This window comes from Thalassotalea sp. Y01, from assembly GCF_012932945.1.
Taxonomy (GTDB): domain Bacteria; phylum Pseudomonadota; class Gammaproteobacteria; order Enterobacterales; family Alteromonadaceae; genus Thalassotalea_A.
The window spans coordinates 139,833-156,542 of the sequence record NZ_JABBXG010000001.1 but is presented as its reverse complement, the minus strand read 5'-3'; the positions used below and the strand labels follow the sequence as shown (position 1 = coordinate 156,542).

The 16,710-nt window shown below is 42.9% G+C and carries 13 protein-coding genes and 1 tRNA gene; 9 read left to right on the top strand and 5 right to left on the bottom strand.

Going from position 1 to position 16,710, the window contains the following annotated elements; translation table 11 throughout:
* The 4 genes from HII16_RS00535 to HII16_RS00520 form a co-directional block, all read right to left on the bottom strand.
* On the bottom strand, positions 1 to 1,182 hold the full coding sequence (locus tag HII16_RS00535) for a phosphoglycerate kinase (RefSeq protein ID WP_169126499.1): 1,182 nt from the start codon (positions 1,180 to 1,182) through the stop codon (positions 1 to 3).
* Positions 1,183 to 1,227: 45 nt separating this feature from the next.
* Positions 1,228 to 2,244 carry an erythrose-4-phosphate dehydrogenase gene (gene epd, locus HII16_RS00530; protein WP_169126497.1) on the bottom strand — a complete coding sequence of 339 codons (1,017 nt, stop codon included), beginning with the start codon at positions 2,242 to 2,244 and terminating at the stop codon, positions 1,228 to 1,230.
* Between the two features lie 37 nt (positions 2,245 to 2,281).
* Entirely contained in the window at positions 2,282 to 4,273 is a 1,992-nt protein-coding gene (gene tkt / locus HII16_RS00525; RefSeq protein ID WP_169126495.1) for a transketolase, read from the bottom strand.
* Between the two features lie 731 nt (positions 4,274 to 5,004).
* Positions 5,005 to 5,081 (bottom strand) — tRNA-Arg (locus HII16_RS00520).
* Positions 5,082 to 5,586: 505 nt separating this feature from the next.
* On the opposite strand from HII16_RS00520, the gene HII16_RS17100 reads away from it, so the two are divergent.
* The 4 genes from HII16_RS17100 (at position 5,587) to HII16_RS00500 (ending at position 9,795) form a co-directional block, all read left to right on the top strand.
* Positions 5,587 to 6,288, top strand: coding sequence for a FlgD immunoglobulin-like domain containing protein (locus HII16_RS17100; RefSeq protein ID WP_169126492.1), 702 nt, complete (start codon positions 5,587 to 5,589; stop codon positions 6,286 to 6,288).
* A gap of 131 nt (positions 6,289 to 6,419) precedes the next feature.
* Positions 6,420 to 7,526, top strand: coding sequence for a HAMP domain-containing sensor histidine kinase (locus HII16_RS00510; RefSeq protein WP_169126490.1), 1,107 nt, complete (start codon positions 6,420 to 6,422; stop codon positions 7,524 to 7,526).
* 84 nt (positions 7,527 to 7,610) lie between these two features.
* The gene (locus tag HII16_RS00505; RefSeq protein WP_169126488.1) at positions 7,611 to 8,945 is read left to right on the top strand and encodes a sigma-54 dependent transcriptional regulator; all 1,335 of its coding nucleotides are present in this window, start codon (positions 7,611 to 7,613) and stop codon (positions 8,943 to 8,945) included.
* A gap of 106 nt (positions 8,946 to 9,051) precedes the next feature.
* Complete coding sequence (locus HII16_RS00500; RefSeq protein WP_135437648.1) at positions 9,052 to 9,795, top strand: VacJ family lipoprotein; 744 nt, start codon at positions 9,052 to 9,054, stop codon at positions 9,793 to 9,795.
* A 200-nt stretch (positions 9,796 to 9,995) separates the two neighbouring features.
* Here HII16_RS00500 and HII16_RS00495 read toward each other — a convergent pair whose 3' ends face one another.
* Positions 9,996 to 10,316 carry a DUF6170 family protein gene (locus HII16_RS00495; RefSeq protein WP_135437647.1) on the bottom strand — a complete coding sequence of 107 codons (321 nt, stop codon included), beginning with the start codon at positions 10,314 to 10,316 and terminating at the stop codon, positions 9,996 to 9,998.
* 206 nt (positions 10,317 to 10,522) lie between these two features.
* Here HII16_RS00495 and ribE point away from each other — a divergent pair, with 206 nt between their 5' ends.
* From ribE to HII16_RS00470, 5 genes are all read left to right on the top strand, one after another.
* The gene (gene ribE, locus HII16_RS00490) at positions 10,523 to 10,987 is read left to right on the top strand and encodes a 6,7-dimethyl-8-ribityllumazine synthase (protein WP_135437646.1); all 465 of its coding nucleotides are present in this window, start codon (positions 10,523 to 10,525) and stop codon (positions 10,985 to 10,987) included.
* A gap of 9 nt (positions 10,988 to 10,996) precedes the next feature.
* The gene (gene nusB / locus HII16_RS00485; RefSeq protein WP_169126486.1) at positions 10,997 to 11,416 is read left to right on the top strand and encodes a transcription antitermination factor NusB; all 420 of its coding nucleotides are present in this window, start codon (positions 10,997 to 10,999) and stop codon (positions 11,414 to 11,416) included.
* Between the two features lie 15 nt (positions 11,417 to 11,431).
* The gene (gene thiL, locus HII16_RS00480; protein ID WP_169126484.1) at positions 11,432 to 12,391 is read left to right on the top strand and encodes a thiamine-phosphate kinase; all 960 of its coding nucleotides are present in this window, start codon (positions 11,432 to 11,434) and stop codon (positions 12,389 to 12,391) included.
* A gap of 15 nt (positions 12,392 to 12,406) precedes the next feature.
* Positions 12,407 to 12,880 (top strand): phosphatidylglycerophosphatase A, encoded by a 474-nt coding sequence (locus HII16_RS00475; RefSeq protein ID WP_169126482.1) that lies wholly within the window; start codon positions 12,407 to 12,409, stop codon positions 12,878 to 12,880.
* Positions 12,881 to 13,071: 191 nt separating this feature from the next.
* The gene (locus tag HII16_RS00470; RefSeq protein ID WP_169126479.1) at positions 13,072 to 16,254 is read left to right on the top strand and encodes a putative Ig domain-containing protein; all 3,183 of its coding nucleotides are present in this window, start codon (positions 13,072 to 13,074) and stop codon (positions 16,252 to 16,254) included.
* Positions 16,255 to 16,710 lie beyond the last annotated feature (456 nt).

Below are 16,710 nucleotides of genomic sequence, written 5' to 3'. Positions count from 1 at the left end.
TTAAGCGTTTGCTGCTCGTTCTTCAAGCATAGCAACCGCTGGAAGTTTTTTGCCTTCGAGGAATTCAAGGAAGGCGCCGCCACCGGTAGAAATGTAAGACACTTTGTCAGCGATGTTATATTTATCTACAGCTGCTAAGGTGTCACCACCCCCGGCGATAGAAAAAGCGCTTGAGTTGGCAATGGCTTGAGCGATTGCTTTTGTGCCTTCGCCAAATTGATCAAATTCAAACACACCGACTGGGCCGTTCCAAACGATGGTTCCGGCATTTTCAAGAATATCCGCCAGTGCACTGGCTGAATCAGGACCAATATCAAAAATCATATCGTCCGCTTCAACGTCGGCAACGGCTTTTAAATTCGCTTCAGCGCTCTCTGAAAACTCTTTACCAACAACAACATCAGTTGGTACCGGAATGTCGCCGTTATTGGCTTTAGCATTGGCGGTTAAGCGGTTTGCCTCATCAAGTAAATCTGCTTCGTACAGTGATTTACCGACGCCATGACCTGCAGCGGCAATAAAGGTATTAGCAATACCACCACCAACCACTAATTGATCTACGACGGTTGCTAAAGACTCTAATACGGTCAGTTTGGTTGACACCTTTGAGCCACCAACAATCGCAACAAGAGGGCGCTTAGGGTTATCTAACGCTTTACCAAGCGCGTCGAGCTCACCTGCAAGTAATGGACCTGCGCACGCGACAGGCGCAAATTGACCTACGCCATGTGTACTGGCTTGTGCTCTGTGTGCGGTACCAAAAGCATCCATGACATACACATCACAAAGTGCCGCCATTTTTTTGGCTAAGCCTTCATCATTTTTCTTTTCGCCCACATTAAAGCGAACGTTTTCGAAAATAACTAATTCGCCGTCTGCAACGTCGATACCGTCGAGGTAATCAGCGGCAAGTCGAACCGGCATAGCAAGAGCTTTGCTTAAGTAGTCAGCGACTACTTGCATTGAAAACTGGCTATCAAACTCACCTTCAACAGGACGACCTAGGTGTGACATAACCATCACTTTAGCGTTTTGGGCTAAGGCGTTTTTAATGGTTGGTAATGCGGCTTTCAAACGAGCATCAGAGGTAATGACGCCATCTTTAATTGGCACATTCAGATCTTCACGGATCAGAACGCGTTTACTGGTTAAATCCAAATCAGTCATTTTGATCACTGACATAGTTAGACTCCGTTTGCGTATTTAGTTAGATTCAGTTAACTGTTGTTATTGTTTGCAGTAGTGCATGCACCATGCGGTATCGAGCATGCGGTTTGCAAACCCCCACTCGTTGTCACACCAAACCAAAAGTTTGACTAGGCGCCTATGACTGACGCGGGTCGAATTTCCATCAACAATCGATGAGTGTGGATCATGATTAAAATCACTTGATACCAGAGGTTCTTTGGTAAAACCCAAAATACCCTGCAATGGCCCGTCTAGCGCATTGCTGATCGCATCATTGACGCTATCGATATCGACGTCGGTATTTAAGGTGACACTCAGATCCATTGCCGTAACATTAATTGTAGGTACTCGTACCGCAATTGCCTCAAAGCGGCCGGAAAATTTCGGTAAAATTCGCTCAATTCCTGCGGCTAATTTGGTATCCACAGGGATAATCGATTGGCTAGCAGCACGTGATAGACGTAAATCATCATGATAGGCATCGATAACTTGCTGATCATGCATCGATGAATGAATGGTGGTAATGGTGCCACTTTCCACACCAAAGGCTTGATCGAGCACCTGTATCACCGGAACAATACAGTTGGTGGTACAAGAACCATTAGAGACGATAACGTCTGACTCGATTAGTTGTTGCTGATTAATGCCATAGATGATGGTCTTATCAACATCGTTTTGTGCCGGTTGCGAGAACAATACTTTTTTCGCGCCACGCTCAAGGTGAATTGCGGCGTGGGCTCTATCTTTATATATACCGGTACATTCTAAAACGATATCAACATCGTATTTATCCCACGGTAGCTTTTTGCTGTCTTGTTCATGAAGTAGGGCAATTTCGTCGCCAGCAACATATAGGTGCTCGTTTTCATAGCGAACATCAAACGCAAAACGGCCATGATTGGTATCGTATTTTAATAGATGAGCAATGCCTTCTGGCTTGGCTAGTTCATTGATAGCGACCACAGTAAACTGGTCGTTTCGACCTGTTTCATAGAGTGATCTGAGAATGCTTCGGCCAATTCGACCAAAGCCATTTATTGCAATTTTTATTGTCATTGGTTAATCGGCCGGGTGAGAGCCCGGCCGGTATCCGTTAGTCCAGTAATTCGCGAGCGGTATTTACTACGTTTTCAACGGTAAAACCGAACATTTCAAAAAGCTCGTTAGCAGGCGCTGACTCACCAAAAGTTGTCATGCCGATGATGCGGCCATCAAAGCCAACATACTTGTACCAGTAATCAGCGATTCCGGCTTCAACAGCAACTCGTGCGGTTACATCACTTGGCAATACCGACTCACGATATTCGGCGCTTTGTTCATCGAATGCGTCAGTACAAGGCATTGACACAACGCGCACGTTGTAACTTGTTAATTGTTCGCTGGCTGCCATTGCAAGTTCAACTTCAGAACCGGTTGCGATAAAGATTAGATCCGGCTTTTCGCCACAATCCTTAAGAATATAGCCACCGCGCTCGATATTTGCCAATTGCTCGGCATCACGCTGTTGCTGCTGCAGGCCTTGACGAGTGAAGGTCAAGGTTGTTGGACCTTCAGTGCGTTCGATCGCGCGCTTCCAAGCAACCGCCGATTCAACCGCATCACATGGACGCCAGTTGTATAGATTCGGTGTCACGCGCAATGACGCAAGCTGCTCAACTGGTTGGTGGGTCGGGCCGTCTTCCCCTAAACCAATAGAGTCATGGGTATAGACAAAGATATTACGTTGTTTCATCAGTGCCGCCATACGTACTGCATTGCGAGCATATTCCATGAACATTAAGAAGGTCGCACCGTAAGGTACAAATCCACCGTGCAAAGAAATACCGTTCATAATGGCTGACATACCAAATTCACGTACACCGTAAAATAGGTAGTTGCCCGATGGGTCTTCAGCACTAATACCTTTAGAGCCTGACCACAATGTCAGGTTTGAACCGGCTAAATCTGCTGAACCACCAATAAATTCTGGTAATACAGGACCGTATGCTTCAAGACAATTTTGACTTGCTTTACGGGTCGCAACATTATCTGGATTTGCCTGCAAGGTTGCTATGTAGTCTTGGGTATGTCGCTGCCAATTTTCAGGTAGTTCACCTTTTGTGCGGCGCGCAAACTCTTTTGCCAGTTCTGGATGAGCTTGTTGGTAGCTCGCAAATAGCTGATTCCAAGTCGCTTCGTTATCCGCGCCTTGTGACGATGCATCCCATGCAGATTTGATATCGTCAGGAACCATAAATGGGGCGTGCTGCCAGCCTAAGAATTCACGTGCCGCTTGAATTTCGTCTTCGCCAAGTGGGGCACCGTGACAATCGTGGCTGCCACTTTTATTTGGTGAACCATAACCAATAACGGTTTTGCTGCAAATAAGGGTCGGTTTGCCTGTTTCTTGTTTAGCAGCTTGGATCGCCGCTTCAATTTGTTCAGGATCGTGGCCATCTACATTACGAACCACGTGCCAGCCGTAGGCTTCAAAACGCGCAGGCGTATCATCAGAAAACCAACCTTCAACATGGCCATCAATTGAAATGCCATTGTCATCCCAAAAAGCGATTAATTTGCCGAGGCCTAATGTGCCGGCTAATGAACAGGCTTCATGAGAAATACCTTCCATCAAACAGCCGTCACCTAAAAATACCCAGGTATGATGATCAACAACATCAAAACCAGGTCGATTAAATTGTGCTGCTAAGGTTTTTTCAGCAATAGCAAAACCAACTGCGTTGGTGATACCTTGACCTAGTGGTCCTGTCGTCGTTTCGACACCTGCCGTGTAACCATACTCAGGATGACCTGGCGTTTTTGAGTGTAATTGACGGAAACTTTGTAAATCCTCAATGCTCACATCATAGCCGGTAAGATGCAGAAGCGAATAAATCAACATGGAACCGTGACCGTTTGACAACACAAATCGATCTCGATCGGCCCAGTTTGGGTTTGTTGGGTTGTGCTTGAGGTGATCACACCACAATACTTGAGCGATATCAGCCATACCCATAGGCGCGCCTGGGTGACCTGATTTAGCTTTTTGCACTGCATCCATACTTAACGCGCGAATGGCGTTGGCTTGTTGTTGACGTGACGGCATTTTTGCTCCGTTGTTATTAGGCTCTGATTAAAAACAGCGCGTATTTTCGCTTACAAAGCATTCTCGATCAATGATAAATGTAAGCTTTTTGCAATTAGTTTTACTCGTTCAAATCTTTGTTCACACTATATTTTCTCTGTTTTTGCCTGTAACTGAAGGGCGATCAATCATTTAGGAATAACAAATAATCAAAATAATAAGTGAAAGTTGGTGTGAAAACTTTTATTTTGTTGTGTTTTTTAAGCATCGAGCAATCAAAATAACGGCCTGTGAAGCCATTTTTTACCCGCTGAAGAGGTTGTTTTTTGTAATATACTGTAATCGGTCTGTAATTTTGTGAAAAACAACCGCAAAACAAAAGGTTATGGCGTCATGAAAGTTTTATGGTCGACTTTCAGTTTTTTGCTTGCAGAATTGTACAAAAAAATAGTTAAAAAAGCCTCTTGTCTTACTTCTTTAAAGTGTATAAAGTGGTCTTGTTTTTAAAATAATAACAACTCTTTCAGGGCCTGCGTCATGAACAGATCGTCTATGAGGGAAGTGAAATTAAGTACTGTTTTTATAGCGGTTTTAATTTTGGGTGTTTCAGCGGGATTTTCCAGCTCGAACGCATCTCATGACACGGAAGTTAACGAAATTATATCTGAACAATAATAAAAAATAATTATTGTTAATTTTCTTAAACCTCGCTTTTGCGAGGTTTTTTATTTGTCCTGAAAAAATTTAATATGTGGCGTCCCTGAGACGATTCGAACGTCCGACCTAGCGCTTAGGAGGCGCTTGCTCTATCCAGCTGAGCTACAGGGACTAAACTCGTTTTGCACACCAGTGTCTATTGCCTTATGTGTAGCAAATTATCCGATTATTCCACAAATGTAAACGGCAATATTGAGCTAGGTGGCAACAGCTTGCCGTTCGCTTTGCCGCCTATGTCAGGCAATCTATCCATTGTCATTCGATAAATGATCCTTTACAGGCTGCGATACGCCCAAAGTGTTGTCATCTGATCGTTTTATCGACAGATATCGATCAACATGCATCAAGTCTAATTATTTGCTTTTTGGCACAATTTTTGAATAAATAGTTAGAGTGAATTGATATTTGCAGCCATAGGTATTGCTTAATAAGTGATTTATAAGTAAATAATCAATTAGAAAAGTAGACAATGCGAACAACAAAACCTTATAGGTTAACTTGAGGGTTAACGTTTAATTCACTCTGATACACAAAAAACAATAATAGCGTATTAGCACCTGCACAAAATGACTTTAATGGTAATGCCATTTTGATCAGGCAGGATTTTGGAAATATTGGTGCAAGATAAAAAAACTGACCAGCAAGCAGGAAGCTCGCAAGTGATTTCAGACTCATCTCTACAAAATTTGGTCACCAAACAAGCGACAGTGCAGTTGCATGAGTTTTTTGCGCATATTATTCCTGAGCCCATCGATTCCGATCTCGAAACCAACCTCAAAGCTGACGAAGAGTTTTCCCAATTATTGGCCAGTTCCATCAGTTTAAGTATTGATGAATATCATGACAAATTACTCGGTAAGTCAGAATTAAACACCTCGAATATGGCGTTGCAGGCCAGTAGTCTGATTGGTCGCAATGTATTAGTGCAAAATGGCCGTATTTACCTGGAAGACAATCAACACGCAGAAGCCTTCCTTGAGCTTGAGCGAGATTGTGTGCATATCTTGGTTTATGTCGAGAATGAGCAGGGTGAAATCGTTAAGCTATTGCCATTAGGTGATTGTGGGCCAGGCCAGTTGGCATTTTCGTGGGATGGCTCCACGCGAACGGGTGATCTCGCCGCAGAAGGTGATTACCGTTTTATTGTTTCCTGCTTATGCGATGGCAAGGTTATAGAGTTGATACCCTTCACCAATAATAAGGTTATTCGCGTCAGCGTTGATAAGGCGCACCAAGACTTGCGCTTGTACTTAGAGAATGATGATACCTTGATGTTGAGCGAGGTATCCCAAATTGTTAAACAAGATGGTAACTTTTAGAATATTTGAGGGTAAAGCTGATTTATCCTATGATGGCACAGATGCCAGAAAAAACAGAGCGTTAACACCATGGTGATATTAAGGCTCAAATCAATAATAACAACTAAATATGGCAAAACAGAGGTATTACTATGAGCTTTACTGATGACGACAATGATTTTGCGTCGACAGTGGACAAAGCAGATCAAGCTGGACAAGGAAAGCTACTAAGCGAAGCCTATCCAGGTGAATTGGATTTGCTGCGCTTACAGTCAAATCAACTTAATCAGTTATTTGATGTTATGCCTGCTGGTGTGGTTATCATTGATGGTGATGGTATTGTTGTTAAAGCCAATGATGTAGCATTTGAATTGCTTGGTGAACATTTATTAAAGCGCGCCTGGATTGATGTCATTCAACAAGCATTTAAGCCACGCGCTGATGATGGCCACGAAGTGTCCTTAAAAGATGGTCGCAGGGTTAAACTCGACATCTCCTCGTTTGGTTCACAAGCCGGGCAACTTATTTTAATAACCGACTTGACTGAGACCCGCCTTCTACAAGATAAACTCAGTCAAATGCAACGCTTATCAGCGCTGGGTCGAATGGTGTCTACCTTAGCTCATCAAGTGCGCACTCCGTTGTCTGCCGCGATGTTGTATTGCTCTAATCTTGGTAGCCAAAACCTTGATAATGAAAAGCGTCAAAGATTTCAAGAAAAATTGACCTCACGTTTGCAAGATCTCGAGCAACAAGTAAATGACATGTTGTTGTACGCCAAAAGTGGTGGCAAACAAGTGGTCGCGGTTCTCGATGTGGCTGATTTACTTGATGAGTCATTAGCGGGTGTCGAGGCACAGGTCAGTGAAGCGTCTGCACAGCTGAACTTTGATTATCAGGTCAATACACCTATTCAAATCATAGGTAACCAAAGTGCGCTTGCTGGAGCGATTCAAAACCTAATTCATAATGCATTGCAAGTTATTGATTCTAATGCTGTTATCGATGTAGTGGTAAAAAGTAGCGATAACGTGGTACAGATCAGCGTCAAGGATAATGGCAAGGGCGTCAATGAAGAAGATGCAGAAAAAATCTTCGAACCGTTTTATACATCGAAAGTACAAGGCACAGGTTTAGGGCTTGCGGTTGTAAAATCGGTAGCAAAAGCCCATCATGGTGATGTAACATTAACAAGTACCTTGGGCGAAGGCGCGGAATTTTGCATTTCAATTCCTTTGTTTATGACAAACAAAGACTGATCCAATCCTAGCTGATTAAGGCTAACCGTCGCCCCGAATGTACCGACATTATTGACAACATAAAAACAATAACAAGGGGCACATATGACCAGTAAGCTGGTTCTGGTTGTGGAAGACGATCCAGGTTTGCGCGAAGCCGTCGTTGACACCATGTCATTATCTGAATATCAATGCATAGAAGCGGACAGTGCTGAGCAAGCATTGGTGATCCTCAATCAACGTAAAGTGGATATGGTGGTTACCGATGTGCAAATGGGCGCGATGAGTGGCCTGACCCTGTTAAAAAACATCAAAGCAAATTGGCCGCAGTTACCTGTTTTGATAATGACCGCGTACGCAACCATTGATGATGCCGTGCAAGCGATGAAAGATGGCGCGTGTAATTACATCGCCAAACCATTTGCACCACAAGTTCTTTTAAATATGATTGACCAATATATGCCGTTGGAAAATGTAGAGGTTAATCGTCCGATCGCCGAAGACATCAGCAGCCAAAAATTATTGCAGCTCGCTGAAAAAGTCGCACAAACAGATGCTTCCGTTATGATCCTCGGTCCAAGTGGCTCAGGTAAAGAAGTGCTTTCACGTTATATACATGATAATTCACCGCGAAAAGAGCAACCGTTTATAGCGATAAACTGTGCGGCTATTCCTGAGAATATGTTGGAAGCAACGTTATTTGGTTATGAAAAAGGTGCGTTTACCGGCGCACTAAATGCGTGTCCTGGCAAATTTGAACAAGCACAAGGTGGCACCATCTTATTGGATGAAATCACCGAAATGGACCTTGGCCTACAAGCGAAAATTTTGCGCGTTATTCAAGAGCGCGAAGTCGAGCGCTTAGGTTCACGAAAGATCATTAATCTCGATGTCCGTGTATTGGCAACATCCAATCGCCAGTTAAAACAAGTTGTCGCGCAAGGGCGTTTTCGAGAAGATTTATATTATCGCTTAAATGTTTTTCCTTTGACTTGGCTACCGTTAAGCCAGCGAAAGGGCGACATCATCCCATTGACCGAAGCCATTGTCCGTAAGTATTGTGCTGGCGAAACCGTTAGTGTTGATGCTGGTGCTCGACAAAAACTGTTGAGCTACAGTTGGCCTGGTAACGTTCGTGAACTGGATAACGTTATTCAACGAGCCTTGATATTAAAATCATCGGCAGAAATCTGCGCGCAAGACCTATTGATTGACGAACACGACATCATTGCAAGCTCAGATGCGACGGATGATGTGGCCAGCAATGAAGACAATCTTGGCGCCGAATTGAAACAACAAGAGTTTCAAATAATCCTTGATGCCCTAAAAGCATGCGATGGATCGCGCAAAGAGGTCGCCGAACGATTGGGCATTAGTGCTCGCACATTGCGATATAAACTAGCCAAAATGCGTGAAAGTGGTATAGAGTTACCTGCATAGAGTTAACAGTGTATTAACATTGTAAGATGTCATCACAAATCAGGCATCACGCGTAAAAGATAAAATAGATAAAGCCTAAGGCGTATCCAGGTAGGAATAAAAACAAATGAAGTTTACATCACTAAGCATCATGCTCGTTGTGCTTAGCATCTTTATGACCGGGTGTTCGACCACTTCCGAAGACAGCGATCCGCGAGATCCGCTGGAATCCATTAACCGTCCGATATGGACCTTTAACTGGGAATACGCAGACAAATACGTATTCAAACCCGTATCCGAAGCCTACGCCGAATATGTACCGTCTCCTGTGAGAACCGGTGTACTTAATGTGGCGTTAAATTTAAATGAACCATTTACCGCGATAAACAATGTGTTGCAGGGTAAATTTCAACGTGCCGGGGTTGCTACTGGCCGTTTTGTGCTAAACACCACGGTTGGCTTGTTTGGTTGGTTTGACTTAGCCAAACACGCTGGCTTGATGCGCGAAGAAGAAGAGTTTGGTGAAGTGCTTGGTTATTATGGTGTTGGTGATGGCCCTTATCTAATGTTGCCTGTGCTTGGACCAAGCTCTGTACGAGACGAAGTAGGTGATTTGGTTGATGGCTATTATTGGCCGTTGGCGATAATCGATTTTTGGCCAAACGTGGCAAGGCGCTTGATCATCGCCCTAGATGCGCGCAGTAAGCTTGCCGAACAAGAGACTTTGTTAGAAGAGTCGTTAGACCCTTATGAGTTTGTGAAAAACGCTTACTTTCAGAATATACGTTACCGATTATATGATGGTAATCCACCGATTGAAGTGGATGAAGAACAAGAAGAAGAGTTGGATGACTTGTTAGAAGAGCTCTAACTCAAGCCATAAATTAGCCCATAAATAGAAATAAAAAAAGAGCGCACTGTTGATAACATGCGCTCTTTTTTTAGTTATTCAGTTGAGTTATTCACTTTAGTTTCAAACTGGCTATGGTGATTTTCTAACTAGTCATTTCTAATTAGCCGTTTTCGAACAAGCCAATGGCAAGTGAATACGAAAACAGAACCCGCTAAGAATTAATCGTCTTGTAATTGCTGGCGGCGCTTAAATTGCGCCACAGCCTCATCAATATATTTGCCCAGAAACATTAACGAGACCGGTCGTAAAATAACAAAGTAGCACACCAATACCAATAGCAAAGGTAGCACAAACATCCATGAATCGACCCGCGCTAATAATAAAAACGGTGGGATCAAAATCAACAGTTTTAAAATGTTCAAGGTGACCTTAGCAGGTGCTGGCATTTTGTTATTGGCGAGCTCAATAATTTGCTGTTTTTCGGCAAAATTAAAGTCTTGTAATTGCTCAAATTGATTACTGGAAAAATAGAATTTCATAATGATTCGACTAAACTAACGTAGGCGGTATTGTAGCAAAGGCTAGGTAACAGGCAAACCTAAATACCAGCAAAAATATACAATACAGACTAATCGGTGCCATCTGTATAGCAAATGTAATAAATCAATTTTTAGGCCATTTTTAAGTACCTAAATCTATTGTGTTTTGCTACAATTGCGCCAATTTTCGTAACAGGTTAATAAAAATGAACGTAATTGAAGGAACTTTTGTAGCCACAGGCAAGAAATTTGCCATTGTTGTTTCTCGCTTTAACAGCTTTGTTGTTGAAAGTTTGTTAGAAGGTGCTGTTGATGCGCTAAAGCGTCACGGTAACGTTGCCGATAGTGACATCACAGTGGTTCGCGTTCCTGGTGCATATGAGTTACCAGTTGCCGCTAAGAAGTTGGCACAAAAAGGTGAGTATGACGCCGTTATCGCTATTGGTGCGGTTATTCGCGGTGGCACACCACACTTTGATTTTGTTGCTGGCGAATGTAATAAAGGCTTAGCACAAGTGGCAATGGAGTTTGATATTCCGGTGGCATTCGGTGTGATTACCGTTGATAGCATTGAGCAAGCAATTGAACGTTCAGGTACCAAAGCAGGTAACAAAGGCGCAGAAGCTGCCCTAAGTGCACTTGAAATGGTAAATGTTTTAGAACAATTATAGGTGACCCCGTTGGCTAAACCATCTCCTAGAAGAAAAGCACGTGAAATTGCCGTACAAGCGATCTATTCGTGGCAATTAACTGGTAACGATATCGGCGAAATTGAATCAAACTTTATTGCCGATAACACAAAACGTCGCTTTGAAATCGACTTTTTCTCCAAGTTGGTGCGTGGCGTTGCTGCAAACGTCAGTGAACTTGATGATGCAATTCGACCGCATGTTGACCGTCCGTTGGATGAAGTTGATCAGGTAGAAAAAGCCATTTTACGTGTTGGCATATACGAACTTCGTGATTGCAAAGACGTACCATATCGTGTGGTGATCAATGAGGCTATCGAGCTGGCTAAATCTTTTGCCGCTGATGACAGTCATAAATTTGTCAATGGTGTGTTAGATAAAGTCGTCACGGCATTCCGTCCAAACGAGTAAGGTTTCTACTTTTCTATGAAAGAGTTTGAACTGATAAAACAGTTCTTCACGGCGCAGCCTGTCAATCGCAAAGATGTGGCAATGGGCATCGGTGATGACTGTGCGCTTATAGAAGCCAGTGGTGATAGCTTAATTGCCGTTACCACGGATACCTTAGTTGCTGGTGTGCATTTCCCTTTGGATACCAGTGCAAGAGCGATTGGCCACAAAGCCGTTGCGGTTAATCTTAGTGATTTGGCCGCTATGGGCGCCGTACCAAGCTGGATTTCAGTTGCGATTACCTTACCTGAAGTAGATGAAAAATGGCTTGCCGAATTTACCCAAGGTATGTTCGAGCTAACAGAATACTATAATGTCCAGCTTATTGGTGGTGATACCACCCAAGGACCATTAAGCATTACCATTACCGCTCAAGGCACCGTTGCTAGAAATACAGCGTTGTGTCGCAGTGGCGCAAAAAATGGCGATTATGTGTTTGTCACCAATACCATCGGCGATGCAGGCTTAGCGTTAGCTGCTATCAATGGTTTGGTGGAATTGTCAGAACAAGACTTTGCTAAAGTCAAAGAGAAGTTAGACTTTCCTCGTCCGCAAGTGCTAGTCGCACAAATGATCCGTGAATTCGCTACCGCAGCGATTGATGTTTCAGATGGCTTGCTTGCCGATCTAGAACACCTTTGCAAAGCGTCTAATTTAGGTATCGATATCGATTTGGCCAATGTGCCATTATCTGATGTGATGCTAAGCAACTTAAGCAAAAAGCAGGCGATTACCATGGCATTAACCAGTGGTGATGATTACCAATTGATATTCACCGTGCCTGCGACCAATAAAGTTGGTGTTGAAACTGCTATGGCGCATGCGAATGTTGACTATCGCTGCTTAGGCCAACTGAATCCATCACAACAGATAAACCTGTTGTTAGATGGTGAAAACTTTGCGGTACCGAACAATGGTTTTCAGCACTTTAGTTAATGGCGTTGTAACATCATGAGCAATAAAAATGCCAGTCAGCTTTTTAATTTAAGCAACCCCGTGCACTTCTTAGCATTGGGGTTTGGTACTGGATTGGCGCCAAAAGCACCAGGCACCTTTGGCACCTTAGCGGCTCTGCCTTTTATTTTTATTCTTGCTCAGTTTGCCTTACCGGTTTATATCGCCGCGGCCATTATTATGTCATTGGTTGGCATCTGGATTTGTGGTAAAGCGTCTGCAGACGCACAAGTACATGACCATGGCGCCATTGTCTGGGATGAGGTTGCCGGTTATACGATTACCATGATCGCGATTCCACTCAATTGGCAGACTCTGTTGGTTGGTTTTATTATTTTCCGTATCTTTGACATCCTCAAACCTTGGCCTATTTCTATCGCCGATAAAAAAGTACATGGCGGCTTAGGTATTATGCTTGATGATATTATTGCCGGTGTTTTGTCCTTGGCACTGATGCACCTGATATTTTAACTTCGATACAATACCAATCTTCAGAATCTATAAACGTGGCGTTCCTTCTGCTGCGTAGCCGCATGTTTAACATTTATTAACATTAATCTGCCCCCCCTTTCTTTAGATTAGCTTGATAGTCTGGCGCTTAATGCCGTTGCTGCAAAGCACCAATAAAAACAAATACAAGTTAAATATATTCAGGGGAAATTATGAGTAAGGTTCATAAAAAGCTTCTCACGCGCTTATCAACAGTGGCTCTTGCTGTTTCATTATCCGCATGTGGCGGAGGTGGCGGTGGTTCAAGTTCTGACGACGATAAGAAACAGCCACCACCAGCACAGAATAATGCCCCTGTAATTTCAGGCGCGCCGCAATTATCAGTTAGTGAATTGCAATCATATTCTACGCAGGTAAGTGCGACGGATGCCGATAGCACCGATACTTTGACTTTTTCCGCGACAAACTTACCTGCATGGTTATCGCTTAACACTGCCACTGGAGAGATTTCGGGCACGCCTGGGTTAGATGATGCCGGGACGTATGAAAATATTGTTATAACAGTGTCCGATGGTACCGATAGTGATGCGCTTGAGGCCTTTACGATTATGGTCGACGATACCTATGTGGTCTCCGGACCTGTTGTTGATGGATATGTTTCTGGCGCTGTTGTTTATCTTGATAGTAATTTAAATGGCGAGCAAGATGAAACCGAACCGTTTGCCATTTCCGATGCCTCAGGCATATATGAATTGCATATCCATGGTGACGATAGAGCCATGTTAAGCATGGCCCCATTACGTGCTTATTTAGGTGCTGAGGCTGACGATATCAGCCGTGATAATGATGACTTCGCAGCCATGCCGGTAACCTTATCAACCATACCATTTACGGCCTTAAATTATGATAAAGCCATTACCCATGTTATCTCACCGTACACAAGCATTCTGACGACACAGTTGCAATCAGAGCTTAACCAGTTGCATTCAGGAAGTATAAGTTTTCAGACCTTTAGAGATGCCGTTGCGGTTGAAAAAAATGAGTTATCGAACATCTATGGCATTAATTCCGCTGGAATGTTTGGAGACTTTTTAAGTGCCACTGCGCCAATTAGTGCGGATGAAAAAACTCGACTTGCTGCTCGAGCTGAACAACTCGTGACGCAATGGCAATATGAGCTAAGTGATAGCCACGATTTAGACAATGACGGTATTGTTAATAGCCTGGATAATGATATTGATGGCGACGGCGTAAACAATGAACTTGACGCATTTCCAACTGACCCAACTGAGTGGTCAGATATGGATATGGATTTTATTGGTGATAATGCCGACAACGATCGCGATGGTGATGGTATCGAAAATAATGAAGATGCCTTTCCTGACGATGTTAACGAATGGATAGACAGTGATAGCGATGGTTATGGTGACAATAGTGATGCCTTTCCGTCAGATTCTGACGAGTGGCTTGATAGCGATAGCGATGGCTATGGTGACAATTCAGATGCGTTCCCGTCTGATCCTTCAGAGTGGCTCGATACCGACGGTGATGGTACCGGTGATAACAGCGATGATGACATTGATGGTGATGGCCTGTTAAATGATGTTGATCCAAATGAAAGTGTTTATGATAAAAAAATCTCGGAATTGACCTTTACCGATTCTGCGATAGAAAGTTGTTTAGCTAATTCTCAAAACGATTATGCCTATAAAGTAAACTCTTTCACCTGTGAAAATGCAACCATCACAAATCTGCAAGACATAACTTTGCTATCTAACCTGCAATATTTAAATCTGCCAGGTAGCGATGTAACTGACTGGGCGGCAATTAGCCAACTAAGTGGCTTGTTGCAAATTGAAGTAAGCGGTTCAAATTTTACTGATACAAATTTGTTAGCTGCTCTGAGCAAATTACAAAAATTGGTTATTAACGATACGTCAGTTACCGATATTAACCCATTACTTTCTATACCATCTTTATTGGCTGTGGAAGTACACGGCACAGAGCTAACCGATGCCCAATATATCAGTTTGATTGACACTGGTATTGCCATTCATTCACTACCAATCGAAGTTGAGCAGACCGCGGGCTTTTACGCCTACAGCGATTATTATATTGAGCTGATGTCTAACCTTAAAGGTAAGTTCTATAAACAAAGTGGCAATGTCCAGTTCAATTGGAAAAGTGTCGGTGATGGCGTCATTGAAATTTCTGATTACTTGGGCAAATCAAATCTGATTGTTGTCAGTGGAACTGCAGAAGAGGGTGTCGCAATAAAATATAAGAAGACAGAACAAGGAGTTGAGTTTAGTAAGCATCCAATATCTGTCTATCATCGTGCAAAACTTGATTATACCTATGCGCCTTTGCCTAACGTTATGCCAAGTAACTATGATATTTGTGTCGGTATTGAAGATACCAATCAAATTGGTTGTAGTAAGTATGAGATTGCTGGTGAACTTGAAATCCTTACCTTCGATGTAAATGGTGACGATGTTGAATTGCCAATGGATGCCGTTGTGCAAGCTGGCGGTATTATCGCTCAAGTGAGCTATGGCAACTGTGCACTTTATAACAACAGTGTTCATTGTGATGGTGGTGAATTTGAAGCTAACCCTGAAGTAACAAACCCTGAAATCCTCGCTGTAGGTCTAACTCATTACTGCGTTGCGCAGGCAGACCAACAAGTGAAATGTTTTGGTGACGAGGGTATGACGGTGGCAGATACTGTTCCTACTTTTAGCGATGTTACTCAACTAGTCTCTGGTGACCAATTCAGTTGTGCAGTGGATGCTGGCGCGGTGAAATGTTGGGGCGATGATTTATACGATGTGTTAGATGTGCCTCAATTAGGTACAGTAACGCAACTATATTCCAACAATACACTGGTGTGTGCTGTCGATGAAAATGCCACTACATGTTGGGGACAGGAAGAGCAAAAACTGCATGAAGTGCCGAGCTTGCAAGCGGCTACAGAAAGTCTAATTGTTCATAACGATTCTGTTTGTTCTTTAGGAAACGGTAGCGTTGACTGTTGGGGACAGGATGCGGTTGAAGAATGGAATGAAGAGCTACAACAGGTGGTCATCATTGAGTGGATTGATAGAGTCAATGTACCAGTATTCAATGATACTGTAATCGATCTTATTGACGGCATCGGCCGTGAATACTGCGCTCTGTTGAGTGCTGGTGCGCTAAGCTGTTTTGAAGACATGGTAGGTGACGCTTATGCACCAACAACTCCTTTAATGGAAAATATTGAATGGGCGGTAAGTGGTCCAAACGCTATCTGTGTTGGTAATAATTCTGGTCTTGAATGTATATTGAAAGAGCCTGGTGGTAGTGGCACTTACCAAGATGAAGTGTACGTACTGGAACCATTTACTTTTAATTAAGCTTTGCTCTGGAGCATGTAACACAGTTTTAAACTGTCTTAATGACTAACTTAAAACCCTGATAATTTGGTTTGTCGGGGTTTTCTTTTGTTTGCGCCTAGATTAAAGCCCTGCAATTACCTTTCTCATTTGTTAATGACCTCACTAAAGCTATGGTTGAAAAATATTCGTTACGTATTTTTATTGTACATAAGTACTGATTTGTTGCGGCGTTAGTTAATAAGTTTTCTTTAGTTAAGATTCTGTTTTATATGGTTTTTCATTGATTTGTTGATGGATTGTGAATGGGTTTAACACTTTTTAACAAACATCGTTAGTTCACTGTTTTACATTGGGTTTGCGCAAGTGTTTTTAAGGTTAATTAAAGGTTTGCAAGATGTTAACTAATAACAATAAGACGCTTAGAAGCACGAAGAATACCAGTTGAGAAAACTATTTGCTCATTCAGCGAAAATT

What these genes read in the sequence shown, in the direction of transcription:
- HII16_RS00535 (WP_169126499.1), bottom strand. Translation starts at nt 1,182, where the DNA reads ATGTCAGTGATCAAAATGACTGATTTGGATTTAACCAGTAAACGCGTT.
- epd (WP_169126497.1), bottom strand. Translation starts at nt 2,244, where the DNA reads ATGACAATAAAAATTGCAATAAATGGCTTTGGTCGAATTGGCCGAAGC.
- tkt (WP_169126495.1), bottom strand. Translation starts at nt 4,273, where the DNA reads ATGCCGTCACGTCAACAACAAGCCAACGCCATTCGCGCGTTAAGTATG.
- HII16_RS00510 (WP_169126490.1), top strand. Translation starts at nt 6,420, where the DNA reads ATGAGCTTTACTGATGACGACAATGATTTTGCGTCGACAGTGGACAAA.
- HII16_RS00505 (WP_169126488.1), top strand. Translation starts at nt 7,611, where the DNA reads ATGACCAGTAAGCTGGTTCTGGTTGTGGAAGACGATCCAGGTTTGCGC.
- HII16_RS00500 (WP_135437648.1), top strand. Translation starts at nt 9,052, where the DNA reads ATGAAGTTTACATCACTAAGCATCATGCTCGTTGTGCTTAGCATCTTT.
- HII16_RS00495 (WP_135437647.1), bottom strand. Translation starts at nt 10,316, where the DNA reads ATGAAATTCTATTTTTCCAGTAATCAATTTGAGCAATTACAAGACTTT.
- ribE (WP_135437646.1), top strand. Translation starts at nt 10,523, where the DNA reads ATGAACGTAATTGAAGGAACTTTTGTAGCCACAGGCAAGAAATTTGCC.
- thiL (WP_169126484.1), top strand. Translation starts at nt 11,432, where the DNA reads ATGAAAGAGTTTGAACTGATAAAACAGTTCTTCACGGCGCAGCCTGTC.
- HII16_RS00475 (WP_169126482.1), top strand. Translation starts at nt 12,407, where the DNA reads ATGAGCAATAAAAATGCCAGTCAGCTTTTTAATTTAAGCAACCCCGTG.
- HII16_RS00470 (WP_169126479.1), top strand. Translation starts at nt 13,072, where the DNA reads ATGAGTAAGGTTCATAAAAAGCTTCTCACGCGCTTATCAACAGTGGCT.